General features: G+C 67.8%; 18 protein-coding genes and 2 rRNA genes. 18 read left to right on the plus strand and 2 right to left on the minus strand.

Going from position 1 to position 20,925, the window contains the following annotated elements; genetic code table 11:
- The 8 genes from H507_RS0106545 to recN form a co-directional block, all read left to right on the plus strand.
- A 23S ribosomal RNA gene (locus H507_RS0106545) occupies window positions 1-2,012 on the plus strand; the annotation flags it as partial.
- A gap of 101 nt (window positions 2,013-2,113) precedes the next feature.
- Window positions 2,114-2,230 (plus strand): 5S ribosomal RNA (rrf, locus tag H507_RS0106550).
- Window positions 2,231-2,440: 210 nt separating this feature from the next.
- Window positions 2,441-4,747: a hypothetical protein gene (locus H507_RS15240; protein WP_157438913.1), complete on the plus strand. Its 2,307-nt coding sequence runs from the start codon at window positions 2,441-2,443 to the stop codon at window positions 4,745-4,747.
- Entirely contained in the window at window positions 4,744-5,733 is a 990-nt protein-coding gene (locus tag H507_RS0106560) for an HAD-IIA family hydrolase (protein ID WP_022909927.1), read from the plus strand. The genes H507_RS15240 and H507_RS0106560 overlap by 4 nt, the downstream gene beginning before the upstream one ends.
- The gene (locus H507_RS0106565; protein ID WP_022909928.1) at window positions 5,730-5,981 is read left to right on the plus strand and encodes a hypothetical protein; all 252 of its coding nucleotides are present in this window, start codon (window positions 5,730-5,732) and stop codon (window positions 5,979-5,981) included. The genes H507_RS0106560 and H507_RS0106565 overlap by 4 nt, the downstream gene beginning before the upstream one ends.
- Before the next feature lie 11 nt (window positions 5,982-5,992).
- On the plus strand, window positions 5,993-6,769 hold the full coding sequence (locus H507_RS15245) for a TlyA family RNA methyltransferase (RefSeq protein ID WP_245558869.1): 777 nt from the start codon (window positions 5,993-5,995) through the stop codon (window positions 6,767-6,769).
- Window positions 6,766-7,713 (plus strand): NAD kinase, encoded by a 948-nt coding sequence (locus tag H507_RS15250; RefSeq protein WP_022909930.1) that lies wholly within the window; start codon window positions 6,766-6,768, stop codon window positions 7,711-7,713. The genes H507_RS15245 and H507_RS15250 overlap by 4 nt, the downstream gene beginning before the upstream one ends.
- Entirely contained in the window at window positions 7,713-9,398 is a 1,686-nt protein-coding gene (gene recN, locus H507_RS0106580; RefSeq protein WP_022909931.1) for a DNA repair protein RecN, read from the plus strand. Before H507_RS15250 ends, recN begins: the two co-directional genes overlap by 1 nt.
- A gap of 52 nt (window positions 9,399-9,450) precedes the next feature.
- Here the strand turns inward: recN and H507_RS0106585 are convergent, their stop codons facing one another.
- Window positions 9,451-10,512, minus strand: coding sequence for an ATP-dependent DNA ligase (locus H507_RS0106585; protein ID WP_022909932.1), 1,062 nt, complete (start codon window positions 10,510-10,512; stop codon window positions 9,451-9,453).
- 166 nt (window positions 10,513-10,678) lie between these two features.
- On the opposite strand from H507_RS0106585, the gene H507_RS15255 reads away from it, so the two are divergent.
- Genes H507_RS15255 through H507_RS0106635 form a run of 10 tightly spaced genes read left to right on the plus strand, consistent with a single transcriptional unit; the run spans window position 10,679 to window position 20,024 of the window.
- Complete coding sequence (locus H507_RS15255; protein WP_040438017.1) at window positions 10,679-12,373, plus strand: CTP synthase; 1,695 nt, start codon at window positions 10,679-10,681, stop codon at window positions 12,371-12,373.
- Window positions 12,370-13,020 (plus strand): NUDIX domain-containing protein, encoded by a 651-nt coding sequence (locus tag H507_RS0106595; protein WP_022909934.1) that lies wholly within the window; start codon window positions 12,370-12,372, stop codon window positions 13,018-13,020. The genes H507_RS15255 and H507_RS0106595 overlap by 4 nt, the downstream gene beginning before the upstream one ends.
- Entirely contained in the window at window positions 13,007-13,948 is a 942-nt protein-coding gene (locus H507_RS0106600; protein ID WP_022909935.1) for a site-specific tyrosine recombinase XerD, read from the plus strand. The genes H507_RS0106595 and H507_RS0106600 overlap by 14 nt, the downstream gene beginning before the upstream one ends.
- Window positions 13,949-13,993: 45 nt before the next feature.
- Complete coding sequence (locus H507_RS0106605; RefSeq protein WP_157438914.1) at window positions 13,994-14,905, plus strand: ParA family protein; 912 nt, start codon at window positions 13,994-13,996, stop codon at window positions 14,903-14,905.
- The gene (locus tag H507_RS0106610) at window positions 14,890-15,243 is read left to right on the plus strand and encodes a hypothetical protein (protein WP_022909937.1); all 354 of its coding nucleotides are present in this window, start codon (window positions 14,890-14,892) and stop codon (window positions 15,241-15,243) included. Before H507_RS0106605 ends, H507_RS0106610 begins: the two co-directional genes overlap by 16 nt.
- Window positions 15,240-16,085 (plus strand): segregation and condensation protein A, encoded by an 846-nt coding sequence (locus H507_RS15260; RefSeq protein WP_022909938.1) that lies wholly within the window; start codon window positions 15,240-15,242, stop codon window positions 16,083-16,085. The genes H507_RS0106610 and H507_RS15260 overlap by 4 nt, the downstream gene beginning before the upstream one ends.
- On the plus strand, window positions 16,082-16,705 hold the full coding sequence (gene scpB, locus H507_RS15265) for an SMC-Scp complex subunit ScpB (protein ID WP_022909939.1): 624 nt from the start codon (window positions 16,082-16,084) through the stop codon (window positions 16,703-16,705). The genes H507_RS15260 and scpB overlap by 4 nt, the downstream gene beginning before the upstream one ends.
- Complete coding sequence (locus H507_RS0106625) at window positions 16,702-17,496, plus strand: pseudouridine synthase (RefSeq protein WP_022909940.1); 795 nt, start codon at window positions 16,702-16,704, stop codon at window positions 17,494-17,496. Before scpB ends, H507_RS0106625 begins: the two co-directional genes overlap by 4 nt.
- Window positions 17,497-17,542: 46 nt before the next feature.
- On the plus strand, window positions 17,543-18,949 hold the full coding sequence (locus H507_RS15270; protein WP_022909941.1) for a proteasome accessory factor PafA2 family protein: 1,407 nt from the start codon (window positions 17,543-17,545) through the stop codon (window positions 18,947-18,949).
- Between the two features lie 22 nt (window positions 18,950-18,971).
- Window positions 18,972-20,024 carry an FKBP-type peptidyl-prolyl cis-trans isomerase gene (locus H507_RS0106635; protein WP_022909942.1) on the plus strand — a complete coding sequence of 351 codons (1,053 nt, stop codon included), beginning with the start codon at window positions 18,972-18,974 and terminating at the stop codon, window positions 20,022-20,024.
- Between the two features lie 3 nt (window positions 20,025-20,027).
- On the opposite strand, the gene gluQRS is transcribed toward H507_RS0106635, so the two are convergent.
- On the minus strand, window positions 20,028-20,879 hold the full coding sequence (gluQRS, locus tag H507_RS15275) for a tRNA glutamyl-Q(34) synthetase GluQRS (protein WP_051139712.1): 852 nt from the start codon (window positions 20,877-20,879) through the stop codon (window positions 20,028-20,030).
- Window positions 20,880-20,925: the final 46 nt, after the last annotated feature.

The following is a 20,925-nucleotide window of genomic DNA, read 5'->3' on the forward strand; positions in this document are numbered from 1 at the left end:
GGCCCCTAAGCGATAACTAAGTGGAAAAGGATGTGGAGTTGCGGTGACAACCAGGAGGTTGGCTTGGAAGCAGCCACCCTTGAAAGAGTGCGTAATAGCTCACTGGTCAAGTGATTCTGCGCCGACAATTTAGCGGGGCTCAAGTTATCCGCCGAAGCTATGGCATTCACGCGTGTACTTGACTTTCGAGTCCAGGTGCGTGGATGGGTAGGGGAGCGTCGTGTGCGCGATGAAGCGGCGGGGTGACCCAGTCGTGGAGAGCACACGAGTGAGAATGCAGGCATGAGTAGCGAATGACGGGTGAGAAACCCGTCCGCCGAATATCCAAGGGTTCCAGGGTCAAGCTAATCTGCCCTGGGTAAGTCGGGACCTAAGGCGAGGCCGACAGGCGTAGTCGATGGACAACGGGTTGATATTCCCGTACCGGCGAAGTACGGCCCATGCTGAATCAGGTGATGCTGAGCACGGAAGGTGTCGGAGGTCTTCGGATCGATGATGCTGACTCTGCGACCCAAACTTGTAGTAGGCAAGCTGCGGAGGGACGCAGGAAGGTAGCCCATCCCGGTGACTGGTATGCCGGGACAAGCGTGTAGGGCGAGGGGTAGGCAAATCCGCTCCTCATGTGCCTGAGACGTGACGTCGTGATTGGAATTCGTTTCCAAGAGTGGGTGATCCTATGCTGCCTAGAAAAGCTTCGTGAGCGACGTATGAGCCGCCCGTACCCCAAACCGACACAGGTGGATAGGTAGAGAATACCAAGGCGATCGAGATAATCGTGGTGAAGGAACTCGGCAAAATACCCCCGTAACTTCGGGATAAGGGGGACCGGATGTGTGAGGACACGAGCTGTCTGAAGCATTGAAGGTCGCAGAGACCAGGCCCAAGCGACTGTTTACTAAAAACACAGGTCCGTGCCAAGTCGAAAGACGATGTATACGGACTGACTCCTGCCCGGTGCTGGAAGGTTAACGGGAAGTGTCAGCGCAAGCGAAGCACTGAACTTAAGCCCCAGTAAACGGCGGTGGTAACTATAACCATCCTAAGGTAGCGAAATTCCTTGTCGGGTAAGTTCCGACCTGCACGAATGGAGTAACGATTTGGGCGCTGTCTCCACCACGAACTCGGCGAAATTGCAGTACGAGTAAAGATGCTCGTTACGCGCAGCAGGACGGAAAGACCCCGGGACCTTTACTATAGTTTGGTATTGGTGTTCGGTGCGACTTGTGTAGGATAGGTGGGAGACTGTGAAGCAGCCACGCCAGTGGTTGTGGAGTCATCGTTGAAATACCACTCTGGTCGCTCTGGATATCTAACCTAGGTCCATGATCTGGATCAGGGACAGTGCCTGATGGGTAGTTTGACTGGGGCGGTCGCCTCCCAAAAGGTAACGGAGGCGCCCAAAGGTTCCCTCAGCCTGGTTGGTAATCAGGTGGCGAGTGTAAGTGCACAAGGGAGCTTGACTGTGAGAGAGACATCTCGAGCAGGGACGAAAGTCGGGACTAGTGATCTGGCGGTGGCTTGTGGAAGCGCCGTCACTCAACGGATAAAAGGTACCCCGGGGATAACAGGCTGATCTTGCCCGAGCGCTCACAGCGACGGCATGGTTTGGCACCTCGATGTCGGCTCGTCGCATCCTGGGGCTGGAGTCGGTCCCAAGGGTTGGGCTGTTCGCCCATTAAAGCGGCACGCGAGCTGGGTTTAGAACGTCGTGAGACAGTTCGGTCCCTATCCGCTGCGCGCGTAGGAATCTTGAGAAGAGCTGTCCTTAGTACGAGAGGACCGGGACGGACTAACCTCTGGTGTGCCAGTTGTTCTGCCAAGAGCACGGCTGGTTGGCTACGTTGGGAAGTGATAACCGCTGAAAGCATCTAAGCGGGAAGCACGCTTCAAGATGAGGGTTCCCACAGAATAATCTGGTAAGGCCCCCGGCAGACCACCGGGTGATAGGTCGGATGTGGAAGTGCTGAAAGGCATGGAGCTGACCGATACTAATAGGCCGAGGGCTTGTTCATTCATCTACAAAGATGCTACGCGTCCACTGTGTGGTTCCCGGGATACGGTCGGGAACCAGGCTTGATAATTGAATGCTTGGTCCGACACATCTCCATAGTGTTTCGGTGGCCATGGCGAAAGGGAAACACCCGGTTCCATTCCGAACCCGGAAGTTAAGCCTTTCAGCGCCGATGGTACTGCAGGGGGGACCCTGTGGGAGAGTAGGACGCCGCCGGACTTACAACACCCCCTTGATCTTCGGATCAAGGGGGTGTTTCCATTTGTGCCGAAAGTGGCCTCCACGGTGCCCTGTCGGTGAAGTGCTGGCGCTCGCCGGCCGCAGCGGGACCGATCGGGTCTCCCGCGCGCCGTGCCGATACGGCGAGCCCCCTGGGCTCGTCGGGACGTTCTTTGCCCGGGATCGGGCCACTGAGAGAAGATGGTGTTCATGAATGCATGGCAGGCGGATCAGCCGCGTGAGGGTCGTCGTCCGTTCGGGGGTGGCCAGAGTGGCCGTTCCTCCGGCGGACGAGGCGGGGATGGCAGGGGCGACAGCCCGCGAGGCCCTGGCTCGGGTGGTTCGGGGAGGGGTTCGAGCGGCGGTTACAGCCGAGGGGGCACATCGCGTCCAAGTGGTGGCTCCTCCGGTGAGCGGCGTTCGTACCGCAGCAATGACCGTGATGACCGTGGCCCTCAGTCGGGTGAGCGTCGTCCCTACCGCGATGAGCGTGGTTCCCAGTCGGGCGAGCGCCGTCCCTACCGCAGCAATGACCGCGACGACCGTGGCGGGCAGTCGGGCGAGCGTCGTCCCTACCGCAGTGATGACCGTGGCCCGCAGTCGGGCGAGCGTCGCCCCTACCGCAGCGATGACCGTGGCCCGCAGTCGGGCGAGCGTCGCCCCTACCGCAGCGATGACCGTGGCCCGCAGTCGGGCGAGCGTCGCCCCTACCGCAGCGATGACCGTGGCCCGCAGTCGGGCGAGCGTCGCCCCTACCGCAGCGATGACCGTGGCCCGCAGTCGGGTGACCGTCGCCCGTACCGGAGCAATGACCGTGACGACCGAGGCGGCCGCCCGCAGTCGGGTGACCGTCGCCCGTACCGCAGTGATGACCGTGGCCCCCAGTCCGGTGAGCGCCGTCCCTACCGCAGCAATGGCCGCGACGACCGTGGCCCGCAGTCGGGCGAGCGTCGCCCGTACCGCAGTGATGACCGTGGCCCCCAGTCCGGGGAGCGCCGTCCCTACCGCACCAACGACCGCGACGACCGTGCCGGCCGCCCCCAGTCGGGTGAGCGGCGTCCCTACCGCAGTGATGACCGTGGCCCGCAGTCGGGTGAGCGTCGCCCGTACCGCAGTGATGACCGTGACGACCGTGGCGGCCGTCCGCAGTCGGGTGACCGTCGCCCGTACCGCAGCAACGACCGTGACGACCGTGCCGGCCGTCCGCAGTCGGATGAGCGGCGTCCCTACCGCAGCAATGACCGCGACGACCGTGGCCCGCAGTCGGGTGACCGTCGTCCCTACCGCAGCAACGACCGCGGGGACAGGGGTGCCGGACGGCCGAGTTTCAGCAGTGCTCGAGGCGACTTCAACCCCAACCAACGCCGGGGCCGCCGCGAGGACGAGCTCACGCGTGAGGAGGTTCGTGAGCAGGAGCGGGCGATCCGGCCGGGCCTTGAGCGCAAGGAGAACGAACCTCCACTCCCGGAGCACTTCGACGCCAAGCTGCTGCCGCGACAGGTTCGTGCCGAACTGCGCGGCCTTCCGCACGACCTCGCGAACATCGTGGGGGCACATCTGCAGGCTGCTGGTGAGCTGATCGACACCGATCCCCAGTTGGCGCTGGCCCATGCACATGCCGCTCGACGGCGAGCCGCTCGCCTGCCGATCGTGCGTGAGGCGACTGCTGAGGCGGCCTACGCTGCCGGTGACTGGTCGACGGCGTTGACCGAGTATCGCGCCCTGCACCGTATGACCGGCTCGGATGAGTACCTGCCGGTCCTGGCCGACTGCGAACGAGCCCTGGGACGGCCCCGCGAGGCACTGACCTTGGCCCGCAAGGCGGCCACCGCCGGACTGGATGCCGACAGTTGGCTCGAGATGGTGATGGTCGAGGCGGGGGCGCGCGACGACCTCGGTCAACGCGCCGAGGGAATCAGGGTGCTCCGGCAGGCCATCGCCACGCGCCGGGGTGCACGCCTCAGCCAGGCGCGACTCCGGTTCGCGCTGGCCGAGTTGCTGATCAAGGAAGGCGACAACGACCAGGCCATCGACCTGTTCGGCCAGGTCGAGAAACTGGATCCTGCCAACGAGCTTGATGCCGGCGATCGGTTGCTTGCCCTCGGCGCCACCAGTGCCCACCTCGCCGACGGTATCGACGTGATTGCGTTCGACGACAGCGAGGACGACGTCCAGGACGACGAGTCGCGGAGCCATGAGTCCGGGGATGACGAGGACGACGACTCCGAGGACGACGACTCCGAGGACGACGACACCGAGGACGACGATACGGAGCAGGAGGACTCGGAGGACGACGACTTCGAGGACAACTCCGAGGAGGATGAGTCGGACGATGCTCACTCCGACGAGGACGAGTCGCACGATGGCGACGACCTCGACGGCGACTCCGAGACCAGTCAGTCGGACGAGGACGTGACAGACCGGCAGTCGGCCGACGACACCGACCGGGGTTCGGCCGACGGCGACTCCGAGGATGACGCGGATCAGGACGATCAGAAGGCGGACGAGTCACAGTGACGTCCCCCTTGATCGACGACTACGACGCTGCGCTGTTCGACCTCGACGGGGTGGTCTACCTCGGACCACAGCCCGTCGAGGGCGCCTCCGAGGGGATCGCTGCCCTCCGTGAACGTGGGGTTCACGTCGGATTCGTGACCAACAACGCCGCTCGGACGCCACAGCACGTGGTCGATCATCTGGTCCAACTCGGGATTCCAGCTGACGTGGCTGACGTCGTCACCAGCGCGCAGGCGGTGGCGCGGCTGATGGCCGACGAATTGCCCGAGGGGTCGCTGGTGCTGGTCACCGGCACGGCAGCCCTGGCGGCCGAGCTCACTGCAGTCGGACTGACCACGACCCAGAACTGGCGGGACGAACCGGTCGCCGTCGTGCAGGGCTACGACCCGGACATGACCCAGGCCCGCCTCGACGGAGCGTGTTTCGCGATTCAGCGCGGCGCACGATGGTACGCGAGCAACACCGACGCCACCCGACCGACCGATCAGGGGTTGGTGCCGGGCGCCGGTTCACAGGTCGCTTCCGTACGGGTGGCCGTCGAGATCGACCCCGTGGTGGCGGGCAAACCCTGTGCCCCCTTGATGCACGAGACGGTGACCCGACTCGGCGCCGGCCGTCCCATCTTCGTGGGCGACCGCCTCGACACCGACATCGAGGGCGCCAACGGGGTCGACATGGAGTCCCTTTTCGTCTTCACCGGAGCCCACGGCAAGGCCGACCTCGCCGGAGCGGACGTCCATCACCGGCCCACCCACATCGGCCACGACCTGCGCGCCCTCCTTGCCCCGGCCCGAACCTTGACCACGGGATCCGACTCGGCGACCTGCGGGCACATCACCGCGCGGGTGACCAACGGTCGCGTCCACCTGGACCAGCCGGGCACCACCCCCGACGAGCAACTGGATGCCCTCTGGGCCGTGCTCGCGCTGGTGTGGGAGGGCGCCGACGGCACCGAAGCCTTGGCGGCACTGGACCTGATTCCATGACCCAGAACCCGCAGTCCGGGAGGCCGCAGTCCGGGAGGCCCCAGAGCGGGAGGCCCCAGAGCGAGAGGCCCCAGACCGGCAACCGGCTGATCGACGCCGCCCTCGCCGAGTTCGGCAGCCTGGACGACCATCCGCCAGCCGAGCACCACGACCGCTTGGCCAAGGTGCATGAGGTGCTGGCATCGGTGCTGGAGCAGTCACGTGGGGGAGCGCAGGCACCGATTCCCGGGCTTCGTCCGAACCCGTGAGACTCGACCAGTTGATCACCGAGCGGGGACTCGCACGCAGCCGCTCGGCGGCCCAGCAGTTGGTCCGCGCCGGGCGGGTCCGCGTTGCCGGGCAGGTCGTCACCCGCCCGGGGGTCGAGGTCGCCGCTGACACCAGCCAACTCGAGGTCGAGACAGACCCTTGGGTGAGCCGCGCGGCTCACAAACTGATCGGGGCACTCGACCATTTCGCAATCCTGACCGCTGACGGGCCGGGCCCAGGGGTCAGGACGGAACAACACCCCGGGGACCGCGTCGCCCCGGTCGTGCTCGACGCCGGTGCCTCGACCGGGGGCTTCACCCAGGTCTGCCTGGCACGAGGTGCGGGGCGGGTGCACGCCGTCGACGTCGGCCACGGCCAACTCTCCCCACTGGTCCGACACGACCCCAGGGTCGTCGTTCTCGAGGGCTTCAACCTGCGTGACCTGCGCCCCGACACCCTCGGCGAGCCCGTCGACCTGGTGGTCACCGACGTCAGCTTCATCGGTCTGGGCCTGCTGGTCGAACCACTGCTCAGCGTCGTGGGCGACGGCGGTCAGGCATTGCTCCTGGTGAAGCCCCAGTTCGAGGTGGGACGAGCCGGCCTCGACGCCCGCGGCGTGGTCAGGGACCCGACCGAGGCCGAACGCGCCGTCGTCCGGGTGGCAGATCGGGTGCACGAGCTCGGCTGGGAGGTGTCGGACCCCTTCCCCAGCCCGATCACCGGCGAGACTGGCAACCAGGAGTTCTGGCTAAGGTGTTACCAGCAGACCACCGAGGAGGTCACGTGACGCAGCGGTCGTTGGCGGTGATGGTGCACCCGACCCATCCCGACGCCCCCGTCATGGCGGCCGCCTTCATCGAGGCAGTCCAGGCCCACGGAATCGTGGTCGGCGTGCCCGCTGACCACTTGCCCACCCTGTTGTCGCTCGTGCCCGACTCGGCCCGGTCGCGACTGGTGGACCAGTCCCAACTCACCGACGCCGAGGTCGTGGTCGTCTTCGGCGGCGATGGCACCATCCTCAGAGCGGGCGAGTGGGCCCTTCCCCGACATGTGCCGCTGCTGGGGATCAACCTCGGCCACGTCGGGTTCCTCGCCGAACTCGAACCCTCGGGCGTTCCGCTGCTGGTGAGGCTGGTGGTGGAGCGCCACTACGAGGTCGAGGAACGGCTGACCCTGCAGGTGACGGTGCACGACGCCGACGACCGGGCGCTGTGGCAGTCCTTCGCCGTCAACGAGGTCTCCCTCGAGAAGGCCGCCCGCGAGCGGATGGTCGAGGTGCTCGCCACCATCGACGGCCGCCGTTTGTCGCAATGGGGGTGCGACGGTGTGCTGGTGAGCACCCCCACCGGTTCCACGGCCTATGCCTTCTCGGCGGGGGGTCCTGTGATGTGGCCCGATGTCGAGGCGCTGATCGTGGTCCCGTTGTCGGCCCATGCGCTGTTCGCGCGCGCCCTGGTGATCAGCCCGCGTGCCCATGTCGACCTGACCGTGATGCCCCAACTCAACTCGTCGGCGGTGGTGTGGTGTGACGGTCGACGTTCCTTCGACGTCGCCCCGGGGCAGCGGGTGGAGGTGGTCCGCGGTCCCGACGACCTGCTCATCGCCCGGCTCTCGGAACAACCCTTCGCTGATCGCCTCGTGCGCAAGTTCGGGCTCCGGGTCGAGGGGTGGCGCAACATGAGGGAGGCCCCCACCGACGCTGTGGGTGAGCTCTCCGCGGGACACCACTGATGCTGCGGGACCTGCATCTGCACGCCTTGGGGGTGATCGACGACGCCACCCTCGAACTCGCCCCGGGACTGACGGCGCTCACGGGTGAGACCGGCGCTGGCAAGACGATGGTCACCACCGGACTGGGCCTCCTGCTCGGCGCGAGGGCTGATGCCGGACTGGTGCGGGACGGCCAACGGCGCGCCCTGGTCGAGGGCCGGTTCACTGCCGAGCCTTCCCTGGCCGCCTCACGTCTCGACGAGGTGGGTGCCGAGCTGGACGGGGACGAGTTGCTCGTCGCCCGCCACGTCACCGACCAAGGACGATCGCGGGCCTTCGTCGGGGGAGCCCAGACCACCGTCGCGGCGCTGGCCGAGGTCACCGCCGAGTTGGCAACGATCCACGGCCAGTCCGAGCAGGCCAGACTGGGCACCAGTGAGCGACAGCGTGACGTGCTCGACCGAGCCTGCGGTCCCGACCATCTGGCGGGGCTCGCCGACTACCAGCGAGTGTTCGCCGAGCGGCGTCGGCTGCAGGCCGAACTGGACGACCTGACCTCACACGCCCAGCAACGCGCCCGCGAGGCGGACCTGCTGAGATTCGGTCTGGACGAGATCGAACGGATCGCCCCCCAACCCGGGGAGGACCTGGCCCTGGCCTCGCAGTTCACCCGGCTCCAGGCGGTCGACGATCTCAGGGCCCTGGCACATCGGGTCAGCGTCACCCTCTCGGGCGACGAGTACGCCGACGACACCGCAGACGCCGTCGGCCTGCTGGGGGAGGCACGCAAGGGGCTGGACCACCTGGCCGACCTCGACCCCTCGGCCCGACCACTGCACGAACGAGCCGTCGAGATCAGCTCGGCGCTCGCCGATCTTGCCGCCGACACCTCTGGTTACCTGGCCGACCTCGAGTCCGACCCTGCCGAACTCGAACGGGTGGTCTCCCGTCAGGCTGACCTGGCACGTCTCACCCGCAAGTACGGCACGACAGTCGACGAGGTGATCGCGTGGTCGTCCGAGCAGGCCACCCGACTGCTCGAGCTCGAGGACTCCGACGGCCGGGTGGGCGAGCTCGCTGCCAGGGTGCAGGTGCTGACCGCCGAACTCGAGGACAGGGCTGCCGTGCTCGGCCGGGAACGGCGCCGGCTGGCGACCGACCTGGCAGGGCGGGTCCAGGACGAACTCGCAGCTCTGGCGATGCCCCACGCCCGACTCGTCTTCGAGGTGAGCACCACCACCGAGCTGACCACACACGGACGAGACCACGTGCAGCTGCTGTTCTCCGCCAACCCCGGGTCGCTCCCTGCCCCACTGGCGCGGACGGCGTCCGGTGGCGAGCTGTCCAGGGTGCGGTTGGCCCTGGAGGTGGTGCTCGCCGACGAGGACGCCGGGCACACGTTCGTCTTCGACGAGGTCGATGCCGGCGTCGGCGGGGCCGTCGGTCTGGAGATCGGACGGCGCCTGGCCAGGCTGGCTCGTGGTTCGCAGGTGGTGGTCGTGACCCACCTGGCCCAGGTGGCCGCCTTCGCCGACCACCACCTGGTGGTACGCAAGGCCTCGGACGGTCAGGTCACCAGCTCGGACGTGGCACCCGTGGCCGGCGAGGCCAGACTGCGGGAATTGGCGCGCATGATGGGCGGTCTGGACGAAGCGGACTCGGCTCTCGCGCATGCGCGCGATCTGCTGGCCGAGACCGAACGCTGAGGTCCCGCGCAGCCCTGGGCGGTCGTCCCCGACTCCGGGCCACCGAACGGAATCAGCTGTCGAGCAGGCGCCCCAGGTCATAGGCCGAGGCCACGTCGACCTGGTCCAGGGTGCACGAGCGCGGCTCCCGATCGGGACGGAAGCGAACCAGCGTCACGGCGTGGCGGAACCGTCGTCCCTCGAGCTGGTCGAACGACACCTCGACCACCAGTTCGGGTCGAAGTGGGATGTAGGCGCCCTGGTCCCAGGGGCCGAGCCGGTTGCGCGCATTGGTGGGCGGCAGGATCAGCCCTTCGCCCTCCGGTGCCCGCAGCGGCTCCAGTTCGTCGGCGAGGGCCTCGCGCATCCGATCGCTGAGGGCGCCGATACCGCCCACGTTGACCAGTTCGCCACCCTCGTCGTACATGCCCAACAGCAGGGAACCCACGCCGTGGCCGCGGGCGTGCTTGCGATAGCCCACCACCACCGCCTCGGCGGTGCGGGTGTGCTTGACCTTGAGCATGCTTCGTCGTCCGGGCTCGTAGCAGCCCCGGCGCTCCTTCACCATCACCCCGTCGAGGCCGGCGCCCTCGAAGGAGTGGAACCACTCCCGGGCCAGTTCGGCGTCGTGCGTGACGACCGTGAGGTGAACCCCCGACTCGGGGGCGACACCGGCGAACAATCCCTCGAGCAACTCCCGACGGGTGTCGTAGGGCAGGTTGAGCAGGCTGGAGTCGTCGAGCGCCAGCAGGTCGAAGCAGACCAGTTCGGCAGGAGTCTGCACGCTGAGCCGGTGGATGCGCTTGAGCGCTGGGTGCACCCGGGCCGACAGCGCATCCCAGTCCAACTTCTGGTTGCCGGGCCGACCCGTGCGAACAATGATCTCGGCGTCGACCACGCATCTGTCGGGCAGGGCCGCCCGCACCCGCTCCACGACCTCGGGGAAGTAGCGGGTCAACTGCTTGTTCATGCGGCTGATCAGTTCGACCTGGTCGCCGTCACGCAGGATGATGCAGCGGAACCCGTCCCACTTGGGCTCGTAGGCGTACCCGCCGGGCACGGCGTCGGCTGCGGGGATGTCATCGATCAGCCGCGCCAGCATCGGCGCGATCGGCAGATCGATGGCGAGTCGCATGTGACCATCATGGCAGGGATCCACACCCCTCGTGTCGCGGCCCCGGGCTGGGCCCGGGTGGGTGTGACGAATGACACACCAGGCGCACGAAACCGCTGGTCACCTCGTCGATGGCCCAGCCACCCCCCGGGAGCACCTATGATGGGAGTCCGTGGGCAGCGCGAAAATGACCAAGCATGTGTTCGTGACCGGTGGGGTCGTCTCCTCACTCGGCAAGGGATTGACAGCCTCGAGCTTGGGCAGCCTGCTCGTCGCTCGTGGTCTCAGGGTCACCATGCAGAAACTCGACCCGTACCTGAACGTCGATCCGGGCACGATGAACCCCTTCCAGCACGGCGAGGTGTTCGTCACCGAGGACGGTGCCGAGACCGACCTCGACATCGGCCACTACGAGCGTTTCCTCGACGTGAACCTCACCGCGGACGCCAACATCACCACGGGCAAGGTGTACTCCTCGGTGATCGCCAAGGAGAGGCGTGGTGACTACCTCGGCGACACCGTCCAGGTGATCCCGCACATCACCAACGAGATCAAGGACTCGATGCTCGCCATGGGTGGGCCGGGTGTCGACGTCGTCATCCACGAGATCGGTGGGACGGTCGGCGACATCGAATCGCTGCCCTTCCTCGAGGCCGCCAGGGTCGTGCGGCACGAGATCGGTCGCGAGAACGTCTTCTACCTGCACGTCTCGCTGGTGCCCTACATCGGGCCGTCCGGTGAGATGAAGACCAAGCCCACCCAGCACTCCGTGGCCGCCCTGCGGCAGGTCGGCATCCAGCCCGACGCGATCGTCTGCCGAGCCAACCGTGAACTGGGCGACGGCATCAAGCGCAAGATCGCGATGAGCTGCGACGTCGACGAGGAGGCCGTGGTGTCGTGCATCGACGCCCCCTCCATCTACAACATCCCTCGTGTGCTGCACGAGGAGGGTTTGGACGCCTACCTCGTTCGCCGGCTCGACCTGAGTTTCCGCGACGTCAACTGGAAGCGTTGGGACGACCTTCTCGACCGCGTGCACCATCCCAAGGAAGAGGTCACCATCGCCCTGGTCGGCAAGTACATCGACCTGCCCGACGCCTACCTGTCGGTGACCGAGGCCCTGCGCGCAGGGGGGTTCGCCAACTGGGCGAAGGTCAACGTGCGCTGGGTGGCCTCCGACACCTGCGAGACCCCTGAGGGTGCCGAGACCAATCTCGGTGATGTGGACGGGGTCTGCGTGCCGGGTGGCTTCGGCATCCGTGGTGTCGAGGGGAAGTTGGGCGCGCTGCGCTTCGCCCGTGAGAACAAGATCCCCACCCTCGGGCTCTGCCTGGGCCTGCAGTGCATGGTCATCGAGGCAGCACGCAACGTCGCGGGCATCAGTGATGCCGCGTCGAGTGAGTTCGATCCGGGCAGTGAGCACCCGGTGATCGCAACCATGGCCGAACAGCAGGCGATCGTCGACGGAGCCGGAGACCTGGGCGGGTCGATGCGGTTGGGTTCCTACCCAGCAGACCTCAAGCGTGGATCGGTGGTCTCGCGGCTCTACGGTCGCAACCGGGTCGAGGAACGCCACCGCCACCGCTACGAGGTCAACAACGCCTACCGCTCCCAGTTGGAGGCGGCTGGTCTGGTCTTCTCGGGGCTGTCGCCCGACCGCAACCTGGTGGAGTTCGTGGAGTTGCCCACCTCACTGCACCCGTTCTACGTGGCCACCCAGGCGCACCCCGAACTCAAGTCCCGCCCGACCCGTCCCCACCCCCTGTTCCAGGGGCTGATCGAGGCCGCGCTGAAGCGCAAGGGTGAGCAGCGTCTGCCGGTCGAGCTCGTCGCCGCTGCTGCCACCGTCGGCGACGGGGCTGCCGACGAGGACGAGGCATGAGTTCGCTCAGCGACCTCCCGCTGGCCTGGCCGGTCACCGGACACACCGTGCTCGGTCGTGGCCGTGTGTCCCTCTTCGTCGAGGACGAGATCACGGGACCCACCGGCGGTCAGCCCTTCCATCGGCAGTACATCACCCATCCGGGAGCGGTCGGCATCATCGCCGTCGACGACCGGGACCGCGTCGCCGTCGTCCGTCAGTACCGCCACCCGGTTGGCATGGAGCTGGTGGAACCGCCCGCCGGCCTGCTCGACGGGGTGGACGAGGATCCGTTGGACGCCGCGCAGCGGGAACTGGCCGAGGAGGCAAGTCTGAGGGCCGACCACTGGTCGGTGCTGGTGGACGTCGCCACCAGCCCGGGCGGGTCGGAGGAGTCGGCGCGGGTGTACCTCGCCACGGGGCTCGCCCAGACCGACCGTCCCGATGGATTCGTGCTGGAACACGAAGAGGCGCACATGGTGGTGGGCTGGGAACCGTTCTCCGATCTGGTCGACGGCATCCTCGACGGACGGCTGCAGTCACCGCTGCTGGTGGCCGGTGTGATGGCGTTGGCGACCGCCCGCGCGACCGGACGCGACCTGCGGCCGGCGGACGCGCCCTGGCCCGTGCGTGGGGTCCACGCCGAGCAGCAGCGTGAGCGCGCCTGAACCGCTCACCCGTTTCGTGCGGGGCTACCTCGACCACCTGCGGGTGGAGCGGGGGCTGGCGTCCAACACCTTGGTGAGCTACCGGCGCGACCTCGACCGCTATCTCGAGTTCCTCGCGTCCCGCGGGATCTCCGATCCCAGCCAGGTCACCGGCACCGACATCAGCGAGTTCGCCCGCGACCTCGCCGCGCCGACCTCGGGACGGGCACCGCTGGCCCCCGCCTCGGTGGGCCGGGCGGTGGTGGCGGTTCGCAACCTGCACGCCTTCGGACTGGCCGACGGCCTCACCCCCGAGAACCCCGCCCGTGACGTCTCACCGCCCCGGCTGGGCACCCGGTTGCCGAAGGCGCTGACGGTCGACCAGGTCGGACGACTGCTGGACTCGCCCGACACCGACGAGGTCGACGGGTTGAGGGACGCGGCCCTGCTCGAGCTGCTCTACGGCACCGGCGCGCGCATCTCCGAGGTCTGCGGGCTCGACGTCGACGAGGTGCGCCGCACCCTGGCCGATCCCGACCACGGGTTGAGGTTGTTCGGCAAGGGGAGCAAGGAGCGTCTGGTGCCGCTGGGCGACTACGCCCGCAGGGCCGTCGAGGCGTGGCTGGTGCGGGGTCGCCCGCAGTGGTCGGCGCGGGCCAGGACAGCCACCCCCGCCCTGCTGCTGAACACCCGCGGAGCGAGGCTCTCGCGCCAGAGCGCCTGGGCCGTGGTGCAGACCCACGCCGAACGGTCCGGCCTGGGCGCCGAGGTCAGTCCTCATTCACTGCGCCACTCCTTCGCCACCCACATGCTCGACGGGGGAGCCGACGTGCGAGTGGTGCAGGAGCTGCTGGGCCACGCCTCGGTCACGACCACCCAGATCTACACGATGGTGACGGTCGAGCATCTGCGAGAGGTGCACCGGGCCGCCCACCCCCGAGCCCGGTGAGGCTAGGCTCGTGGAGACAGATCGACAAACAGGAAGGTGACGAGGTTGAGCGACGACGCGCTGTTCACCGTGCACGACGAGCCGGGCCCGGTGACCGAACAGGTCGAGGCCGACAACCTCGGTCCGACCGGACGCCCCCTGCCCGACCTGCCCGAACCCACCCCACCGCAACCGGGTTCCAAGGATGCGCTGATCATCGCCATGACCAACCAGAAGGGTGGGGTCGGCAAGACGACCACCACCATCAACCTGGGTGCGGCCCTCGCCGAGACAGGCCGCCGCGTGCTGCTGGTGGACTTCGACCCGCAGGGGTCGCTGTCGGTCGGGCTGGGGGTCAACCCGCACACCCTCGACACCAGCATCTACAACCTGCTGATGTCACGGCGCACCGACATCCACGACGTCATCCAGCCGACCTCCGTCGACAACCTCGACATCCTTCCCTCCAACATCGACCTGTCGGCAGCCGAGGTGCAGTTGGTCAGCGAGGTGGCCCGCGAGCAGACCCTGCTGCGGGTGCTCGAGAAGGTCAAGTCGGAGTACCACATCATCCTGATCGACTGCGCTCCCTCGCTGGGGCTGTTGACCGTCAACGCCCTCACTGCCGCTGACCGTGCCCTGATCCCCCTGGAGTGCGAGTTCTTCGCGCTGCGCGGCGTGGCCCTGCTCACCGACACCATCGCGAAGGTGCAGGACCGCCTCAATCCGCACCTGGAGATCCTGGGGATCCTCGGCACCATGTACGACGCGCGCACGCTGCACAGCCGCGAGGTGCTGGAGCGGGTGGTCGACGCCTTCGGCGAGACCGTCTTCCACACCGTCATCCGTCGCACCGTCAAGTTCCCCGAGACCACCGTCGCGGGGGAGCCGATCACCACCTACGCGACGTCCTCGCCCGGTGCGACCGCCTATCGCTCGCTGGCACGGGAGGTGCTCGCCCGATGCCCAGGCGTGTGAACCTACCCGGCGCCAGCGAACTCTTCCGCCCCACCCAGTCGACCAGGGCAGGTCAGACAGCACGGCCGGGCCAACCGGGCATCCGGCCCGACAGCGAGCCGGACGACGGCCCTCCCGGCCCCGCGGCCACGGGCCGGGTGCGCCACGACGAGAAGATCACGGTCTACGTCTCATCCGACGAGTTGATCGCGCTCGAACAGGCACGGCTCACGCTGCGTCAGCAGGGTGTGGTGGCCGACCGCGGCAAGATCGTGCGCACCGCCATCGCGATGGCCCTGGCGGGACTCGCCGAGAACGGTGAGCAGTCCGACCTGGTCAGACAGCTGACCCAGCCATGACCACGACGGCCGCCACCGACGAGACCGCGCTCCCGTCGTCGGAGGGTCGGCCCGGCTTCACCCTGCACCTGGACAACTTCGAGGGGCCGTTCGACCTGTTGCTGCAACTGATCAGCAAGCACAAACTCGATGTCACCGAGGTGTCCCTGTCGCGGGTGACCGATGAGTTCATTGCCTTCGTCAAGGCCGGCGGCGAGGTCTGGGACCTCGACCAGACCAGTTCCTTCCTGTTGGTCGCGGCGACCCTGCTCGACCTGAAGGCCGCCCGGCTGCTGCCGCAGGGAGAGGTGGAGGACGAGGAGGACCTGGCCCTGCTCGAGGCGCGCGACCTGTTGTTCGCCCGGCTGTTGCAGTACCGGGCATTCAAGATCGTCTCGGCCTTGTTCGCCGACCGACTGGGGGAGCAGGCGAAACGGTTCGCTCGTCCCGGTGGGCTCGAACCCCGGTTCGCCGCGCTCATGCCCGAGGTGAACCTGCCCAGCCCCGAGGCTCTGGCACAAGCGGCGGCACGAGCGCTCTCACCCCAGCCCGCCGCCCTGGTCGGGCTGGAACACCTGCACCAGAGCACCGTCAGTGTGCAGGAGCAGGCCCGGCTGGTCGTGGGCAGGCTCCGCGCCAAGCGGGTGCTCACGTTCAGGGAGTTGGTCGCCGACGCCGACCGGATCACCACGGTGGCGCGGTTCCTGTCATTGCTCGAACTGTTCCGCGAACAGGTGATCGCCTTCGAACAACTGACCGCGCTCGGCGAACTGACCATCCGCTGGACCGGCGACGAGGAGTCCGACCTGCAGATCTCCGACGAGTTCGACGCCCCACCCCCTCAGTCCGAGGAGACACCATGACCACCCCGCTCAGCGGCGCCATCGAGGCACTGCTGCTGATGGCAACCGAGTCCATGACCGCGATCGAACTGGCCGAGGCCACCCAGTCCCCGGTCGACGAGGTGGAGCAGGCGCTCGCCGAGATCGCCCGCTTCTACGACGACCACCAGCGTGGCATCGAGGTGCGTCACCTCGCCGGGGGGTGGAGGTTCTGGACCCGTGCGGACCACGCCGACCTGATCAGCGCCTGGGTGCTCGAGGGTCAGCACTCGCGACTGTCGCAGGCCGCGCTCGAGACCTTGGCGGTGATTGCGTACCTGCAGCCGATCGCCCGTTCCCGGGTGTCGGCGGTGCGTGGGGTGAACGTCGACGGAGTGGTCCGCACCCTGCTCGCCCGCGGCTTGGTGGCCGAGAACGAACCGGCGGACGGCTCCCGCGGGGCGGCACTGCTGACCACCACCGACCACTTCGCGGAACGGATGGGACTGGAGTCCCTGAGCGACCTGCCACCGTTGGCCCCCCACCTGCCCGACGCGAGCGCACTGGAGGAGGAGTTGGCGCGAGTCGTCCACCCCGAGGACACTGGAACGGACAGGGCGTCATCCCACCAGGAGACAGGCCCAGAAGGAGACCAGCGATGACTGAGACAGACAACGCAACCCCGAACCGTGACCAGGAGCCCGACGACGCCGTCGTCCAGGAGGCACCCGACGAGATCCGACTGCAGAAGGTGCTGGCCCAGGCCGGGATCGCCTCCCGCAGGGCCTCGGAGGACCTGATCGCCAAGGGTCGCGTCGAGGTGAACGGACGGGTGGTCTCGGAGCTGGGTACTCGCGTCAACCCCGACCGGGACACGATCCGGGTCGACGGCTCCCGTATCCCACCGCCACGGCGCCACCAGTACCTGGTCTTCAACAAGCCTCGCGGGGTGGTCTCGACCATGGACGACCCGGAGGGCCGTCCCACCCTCACCGACTACCTCGGACGTCGCAAGGAGAGGCTGTTCCACGTGGGCAGGCTCGACACCGACACCGAGGGGCTGATCCTGCTGACCAATGACGGTGAGTTCGCCCACCGCATGGCCCACCCGAGCTACCACGTGCCCAAGACCTATCTGGCCGAGGTGGAGGGATTGCTCGACAACAAGATCCTGCGCCGCCTCGAGAAGGGCGTCACCCTGGACGACGGTCCGGTCCGTCCCGACCGGATCAAGCTCGTCAGCCGGGGGGAGTCACGGTCGCTGGTGTCGATCACCCTGCACGAGGGCCGTAACCGCATCGTGCGCCGCATGATGGACGCCGTGGCCCATCCGGTGATCAAGCTGTCACGCCAGTCGATCGGCCCCGTGCGCCTGGGCAACCTCAAGCAGGGCGAGCTGAGGGAGCTGACCCGGGAAGAGCTGGGGGCACTGCTCGACCTCGTCAAGATGTGAGCTCGGGTGACCGCTGTCGGCCGAACTGGCCAATGAGGGGGGCGCAGTGACGGGGTTCATGTCTCGACGGGTGCGTGGACTGGAGACCGAGTACGGACTGCAGGTCGAGGTGCAGGGCCCCGGTGGCTGGCGACGGTTGGGAGCCGACGAAGGCGCCAGGCAACTGTTCCGTCCCGTGACCACGGTGAGCGCCACCACCAATGTCTTCCTGCGCAACGGCGGGCGGATGTATCTCGACGTCGGTTCGCACCCCGAGTACGCCACCCCTGAGTGCGACACCCTCGACGACCTCGTCGCCCACGACCGTGCCGGCGACGCCGTGCTCAACCGGTTGGCGGATCGCGCCATCCAGGTGATGGCCGATGAGGGCACCACCGCCCGGGTGAGACTGTTCAAGAACAACCTCGACTCACACGGGAACTCCTACGGCAGCCACGAGAACTACCAGGTGCGGCGCGACACCACGCTGCGCTCATTCGCGTCGGCCCTGACCCCGTTCCTCGTGATGCGCCAACTTCTGTGCGGGACGGGTACCTGGGTCAGGTCGAGCCAGGAGTTCTGGCTCAGCCAGCGGGCCGCGCACATGTGGGACCCCCTGTCGTCCACCACCACCCGCTCCCGGCCGATGATCAACACTCGCGACGAACCGCACGCCGATCCGCAGCTGCACCGTCGGCTGCACGTGATCGTCGGTGACTCGACCCTGGCCGAACCCACCCTCGCGGTGCGGATCGGCGCCACCGAGCTGATGCTGCGTGCCATCGAAGCGGGGGTGCGCTTCGAGCGATGGCAGTTGGCCGATCCCGGCCAGGCGATCCGGGACGTGGCCCGCGACCGCAGCGGACGATCCCCGGTGGCACTGGCCGCCGGGGGAGAGACCTCCGCCCTGGCCGTGCTGACGGACTGCCTGGAGCAGGTTCGTCCGTTCACGGCCGGCGAGTCGTGGCTCGAACGCGCCGTCGAGTTGTGGCAGCGGGTGCTGACGGCTGTCGGCGACCACCGCCTCGACCTGATCCACCACGACATCGACTGGGCCGTGAAGTTGCGCCTGCTCCACGGCGACGCCGACCGTCGAGGCACTCTTGACCCGGCCCGCATGGCGCAACTCGACCTCGCCTACCACGACGTCCGTCCGGGACAGGGCCTGTTCGGCACGCTCCGTGACGCCGGCCAGGTCAACCGGCTCGTCGACGAGTCAGCCGTCGTCCGGGCCGTCGACGACCCGCCGACCACCACCCGAGCCGCGATCCGTGGACGTCTGATCGCCGCAGCCCAGCGGCACGAGCGCTCGTACACGGTCGACTGGATGACCTTCAACTGCCGCGATCTCGACCAGGGCAACCTGATCTGCCCCGACCCGCTCGCGGCGGACGATCCCCGCGCCGATCGCCTCGTCGAACGCATGGCCACCGAGCCACGTGTCGGCAGGTCGACCGCGTTCACGATCGGTTGAGGCCGACCGCTACGCTGGCCGGGTGAATCGACGACCCGAACTGATCTCTCGCCGAACCCTCGGACTTTCCTCGCTCGGAGCGGCGGCGGTGGTGCTGGCGGGATGTTCCAAGCCGAGCAGTGACCCCGCCCCCTCGGGCGCGTCGGCCATCAACCCGTCGTCATCGACCAGCGCCTCCACCTCGGCCAGCGCTTCCGCCTCGGGCAGCGCCGCCGCGACCCCGACCGCGAAGCCCACCGTGCTGGCCAACCTCGACCAGATCAAGGTGGCCGGAGCAGTCGGCAAACTGCCCGTGGTGACCGGGCCGTGGCCCCTCACCACCGCCGAGACCCAGTCCAAGGTGCTCGTGGCGGGCAAGGGTACGACCGTGTCCAGGACGGCGATCGTCGAGGTCAACTACATCGGCATCAACGCCCGCACCGGCAAGTCCTTCGACCAGTCCTTCTCGGCGGGCAAGACCGCCTCGTTCCAGCTCGACCAGGTCGTCGCCGGGTTCGCCAAGGGGCTGCAGGGCAAGAAGGTGGGTGACCGTGTCCTGATCCTGATGCCGTCGAAGGACGGTTACGCCGACGGCAACACCAATGCCGGGATCGAGAAGGGCGACGGCCTGGTGTTCGTGGTCGACATCGAGGGGGCCTCCCTCGACCGGGTCACCGGTGACGCCGTCGCACCCCCCGCCGGCATGCCCACCGTGAAGGACAACGGCAACCAGGCACCCACGATCACGATCGGGTCGGCCACCAAGCCCACCAGGACGACCAGCGCGGTGCTGATCAAGGGTGCTGGCCGCGCCGTCGCGGCCACCGACTCGGTTCAGGTGCAGTACACCTGCGTCAACTGGGACACCGGCGACGTCGTGGCCGAGACCTGGTCGACGGGAGCAGCCTCGGGCGCCCTCTCGTCATTGATCCCGGCGTGGCAGAGCCAGCTGGTGGGCAAGACGGTCGGCTCACGGGTGCTGATCGTCGCCACCCCGGCCGACGCCTACCCCAAGGGGAATGCCACCCCTTCCGTGGCTGCCGGCGCCACCCTCGTCTACGTGGTCGACCTGCTGTTCGCCTCCGCCGCCCAGTGACCCTCACTCCGGCGGCGTGGGGTCGATGACCCAGTCCGCCGCCGGGTCATCCAGGGTCGGCGACACCAGCTGCCACACCAGCTCGACGGCCGAGGCGCGATCCCGCGCTCGTCCTGAGTCGACCAGTTGGGTCAACGTCACGGCCCCGTCGCGCTTGGCGAGGCGCTGCCCCGTCGTGGTGACGGCAAGCCCCACGTGGACGTACTCGGGCGTCGCGAAGCCCAGCTTCGCAGCGAGCCAGGCCTGGCGAGGCGCAGACTCGAGCAGGTCTCGTCCCCTGGTCACCTGGGTGACCCCCTGCAGCCCGTCGTCGACCACCACCGCAAGGTTGTAGGCAGGGGTCCCGTCATTGCGCACGACCACGAAGTCGTCGACCACGGCGGTCACCTCTCCCGCGAAGCGGTCGGTCACGGTCCGGGTGACGCCGCCGGAGCGCACCCGCCACGCGGGGGGTCGAACCAGCGCTCGCTCCTGCTGCTCCCTGTGGGTCAGCCGGGCACACGTGCCCGGGTAGGGTCGCATCCCACCATGGGGGGCCTGTGAGGCCTGGACGATGTCACGTCTGCTGCAGAAGCACGGGTAGAGATCCAGGGACTGCGCCGCGTCGCGGTAGAGCTGCAGACGATCGGACTGGCGCACCACCGGCACATCGGACCGAACGCCAAAGGCCCCCAGGTCGGCCACTTGCTGCTCGGCGATTCCCGGGGCGGCGGCAACCCGCTGCTGGTCGAGGTCCTCCACCCGCACCAGGTGCCCGATACCTGCCTCGTCCGCGAACCGCTGCGACAGGATCGCGGTGCGCAGATTGCCCAGGTGCAGCTCGGAGGTGGGGCTGGGGGCGAATCGACCGCTCACCCCGGTAGTGTCTCGTGCAGGTCGAGCGCGTGTACGGAGGCAGGGA

Origin of the sequence: Aestuariimicrobium kwangyangense DSM 21549 (assembly GCF_000421525.1) — a bacterium.
Lineage (GTDB): Bacteria > Actinomycetota > Actinomycetes > Propionibacteriales > Propionibacteriaceae > Aestuariimicrobium > Aestuariimicrobium kwangyangense.

Bases quoted from the DNA above. Each gene is read 5' to 3' on its own strand.
- H507_RS15240 (WP_157438913.1), top strand. From the start codon at position 2,441: ATGAATGCATGGCAGGCGGATCAGCCGCGTGAGGGTCGTCGTCCGTTC.
- H507_RS0106565 (WP_022909928.1), top strand. From the start codon at position 5,730: ATGACCCAGAACCCGCAGTCCGGGAGGCCGCAGTCCGGGAGGCCCCAG.
- recN (WP_022909931.1), top strand. From the start codon at position 7,713: ATGCTGCGGGACCTGCATCTGCACGCCTTGGGGGTGATCGACGACGCC.
- H507_RS0106585 (WP_022909932.1), bottom strand. From the start codon at position 10,512: ATGCGACTCGCCATCGATCTGCCGATCGCGCCGATGCTGGCGCGGCTG.
- H507_RS15255 (WP_040438017.1), top strand. From the start codon at position 10,679: ATGACCAAGCATGTGTTCGTGACCGGTGGGGTCGTCTCCTCACTCGGC.
- H507_RS0106595 (WP_022909934.1), top strand. From the start codon at position 12,370: ATGAGTTCGCTCAGCGACCTCCCGCTGGCCTGGCCGGTCACCGGACAC.
- H507_RS0106610 (WP_022909937.1), top strand. From the start codon at position 14,890: ATGCCCAGGCGTGTGAACCTACCCGGCGCCAGCGAACTCTTCCGCCCC.
- H507_RS15260 (WP_022909938.1), top strand. From the start codon at position 15,240: ATGACCACGACGGCCGCCACCGACGAGACCGCGCTCCCGTCGTCGGAG.
- scpB (WP_022909939.1), top strand. From the start codon at position 16,082: ATGACCACCCCGCTCAGCGGCGCCATCGAGGCACTGCTGCTGATGGCA.
- H507_RS0106625 (WP_022909940.1), top strand. From the start codon at position 16,702: ATGACTGAGACAGACAACGCAACCCCGAACCGTGACCAGGAGCCCGAC.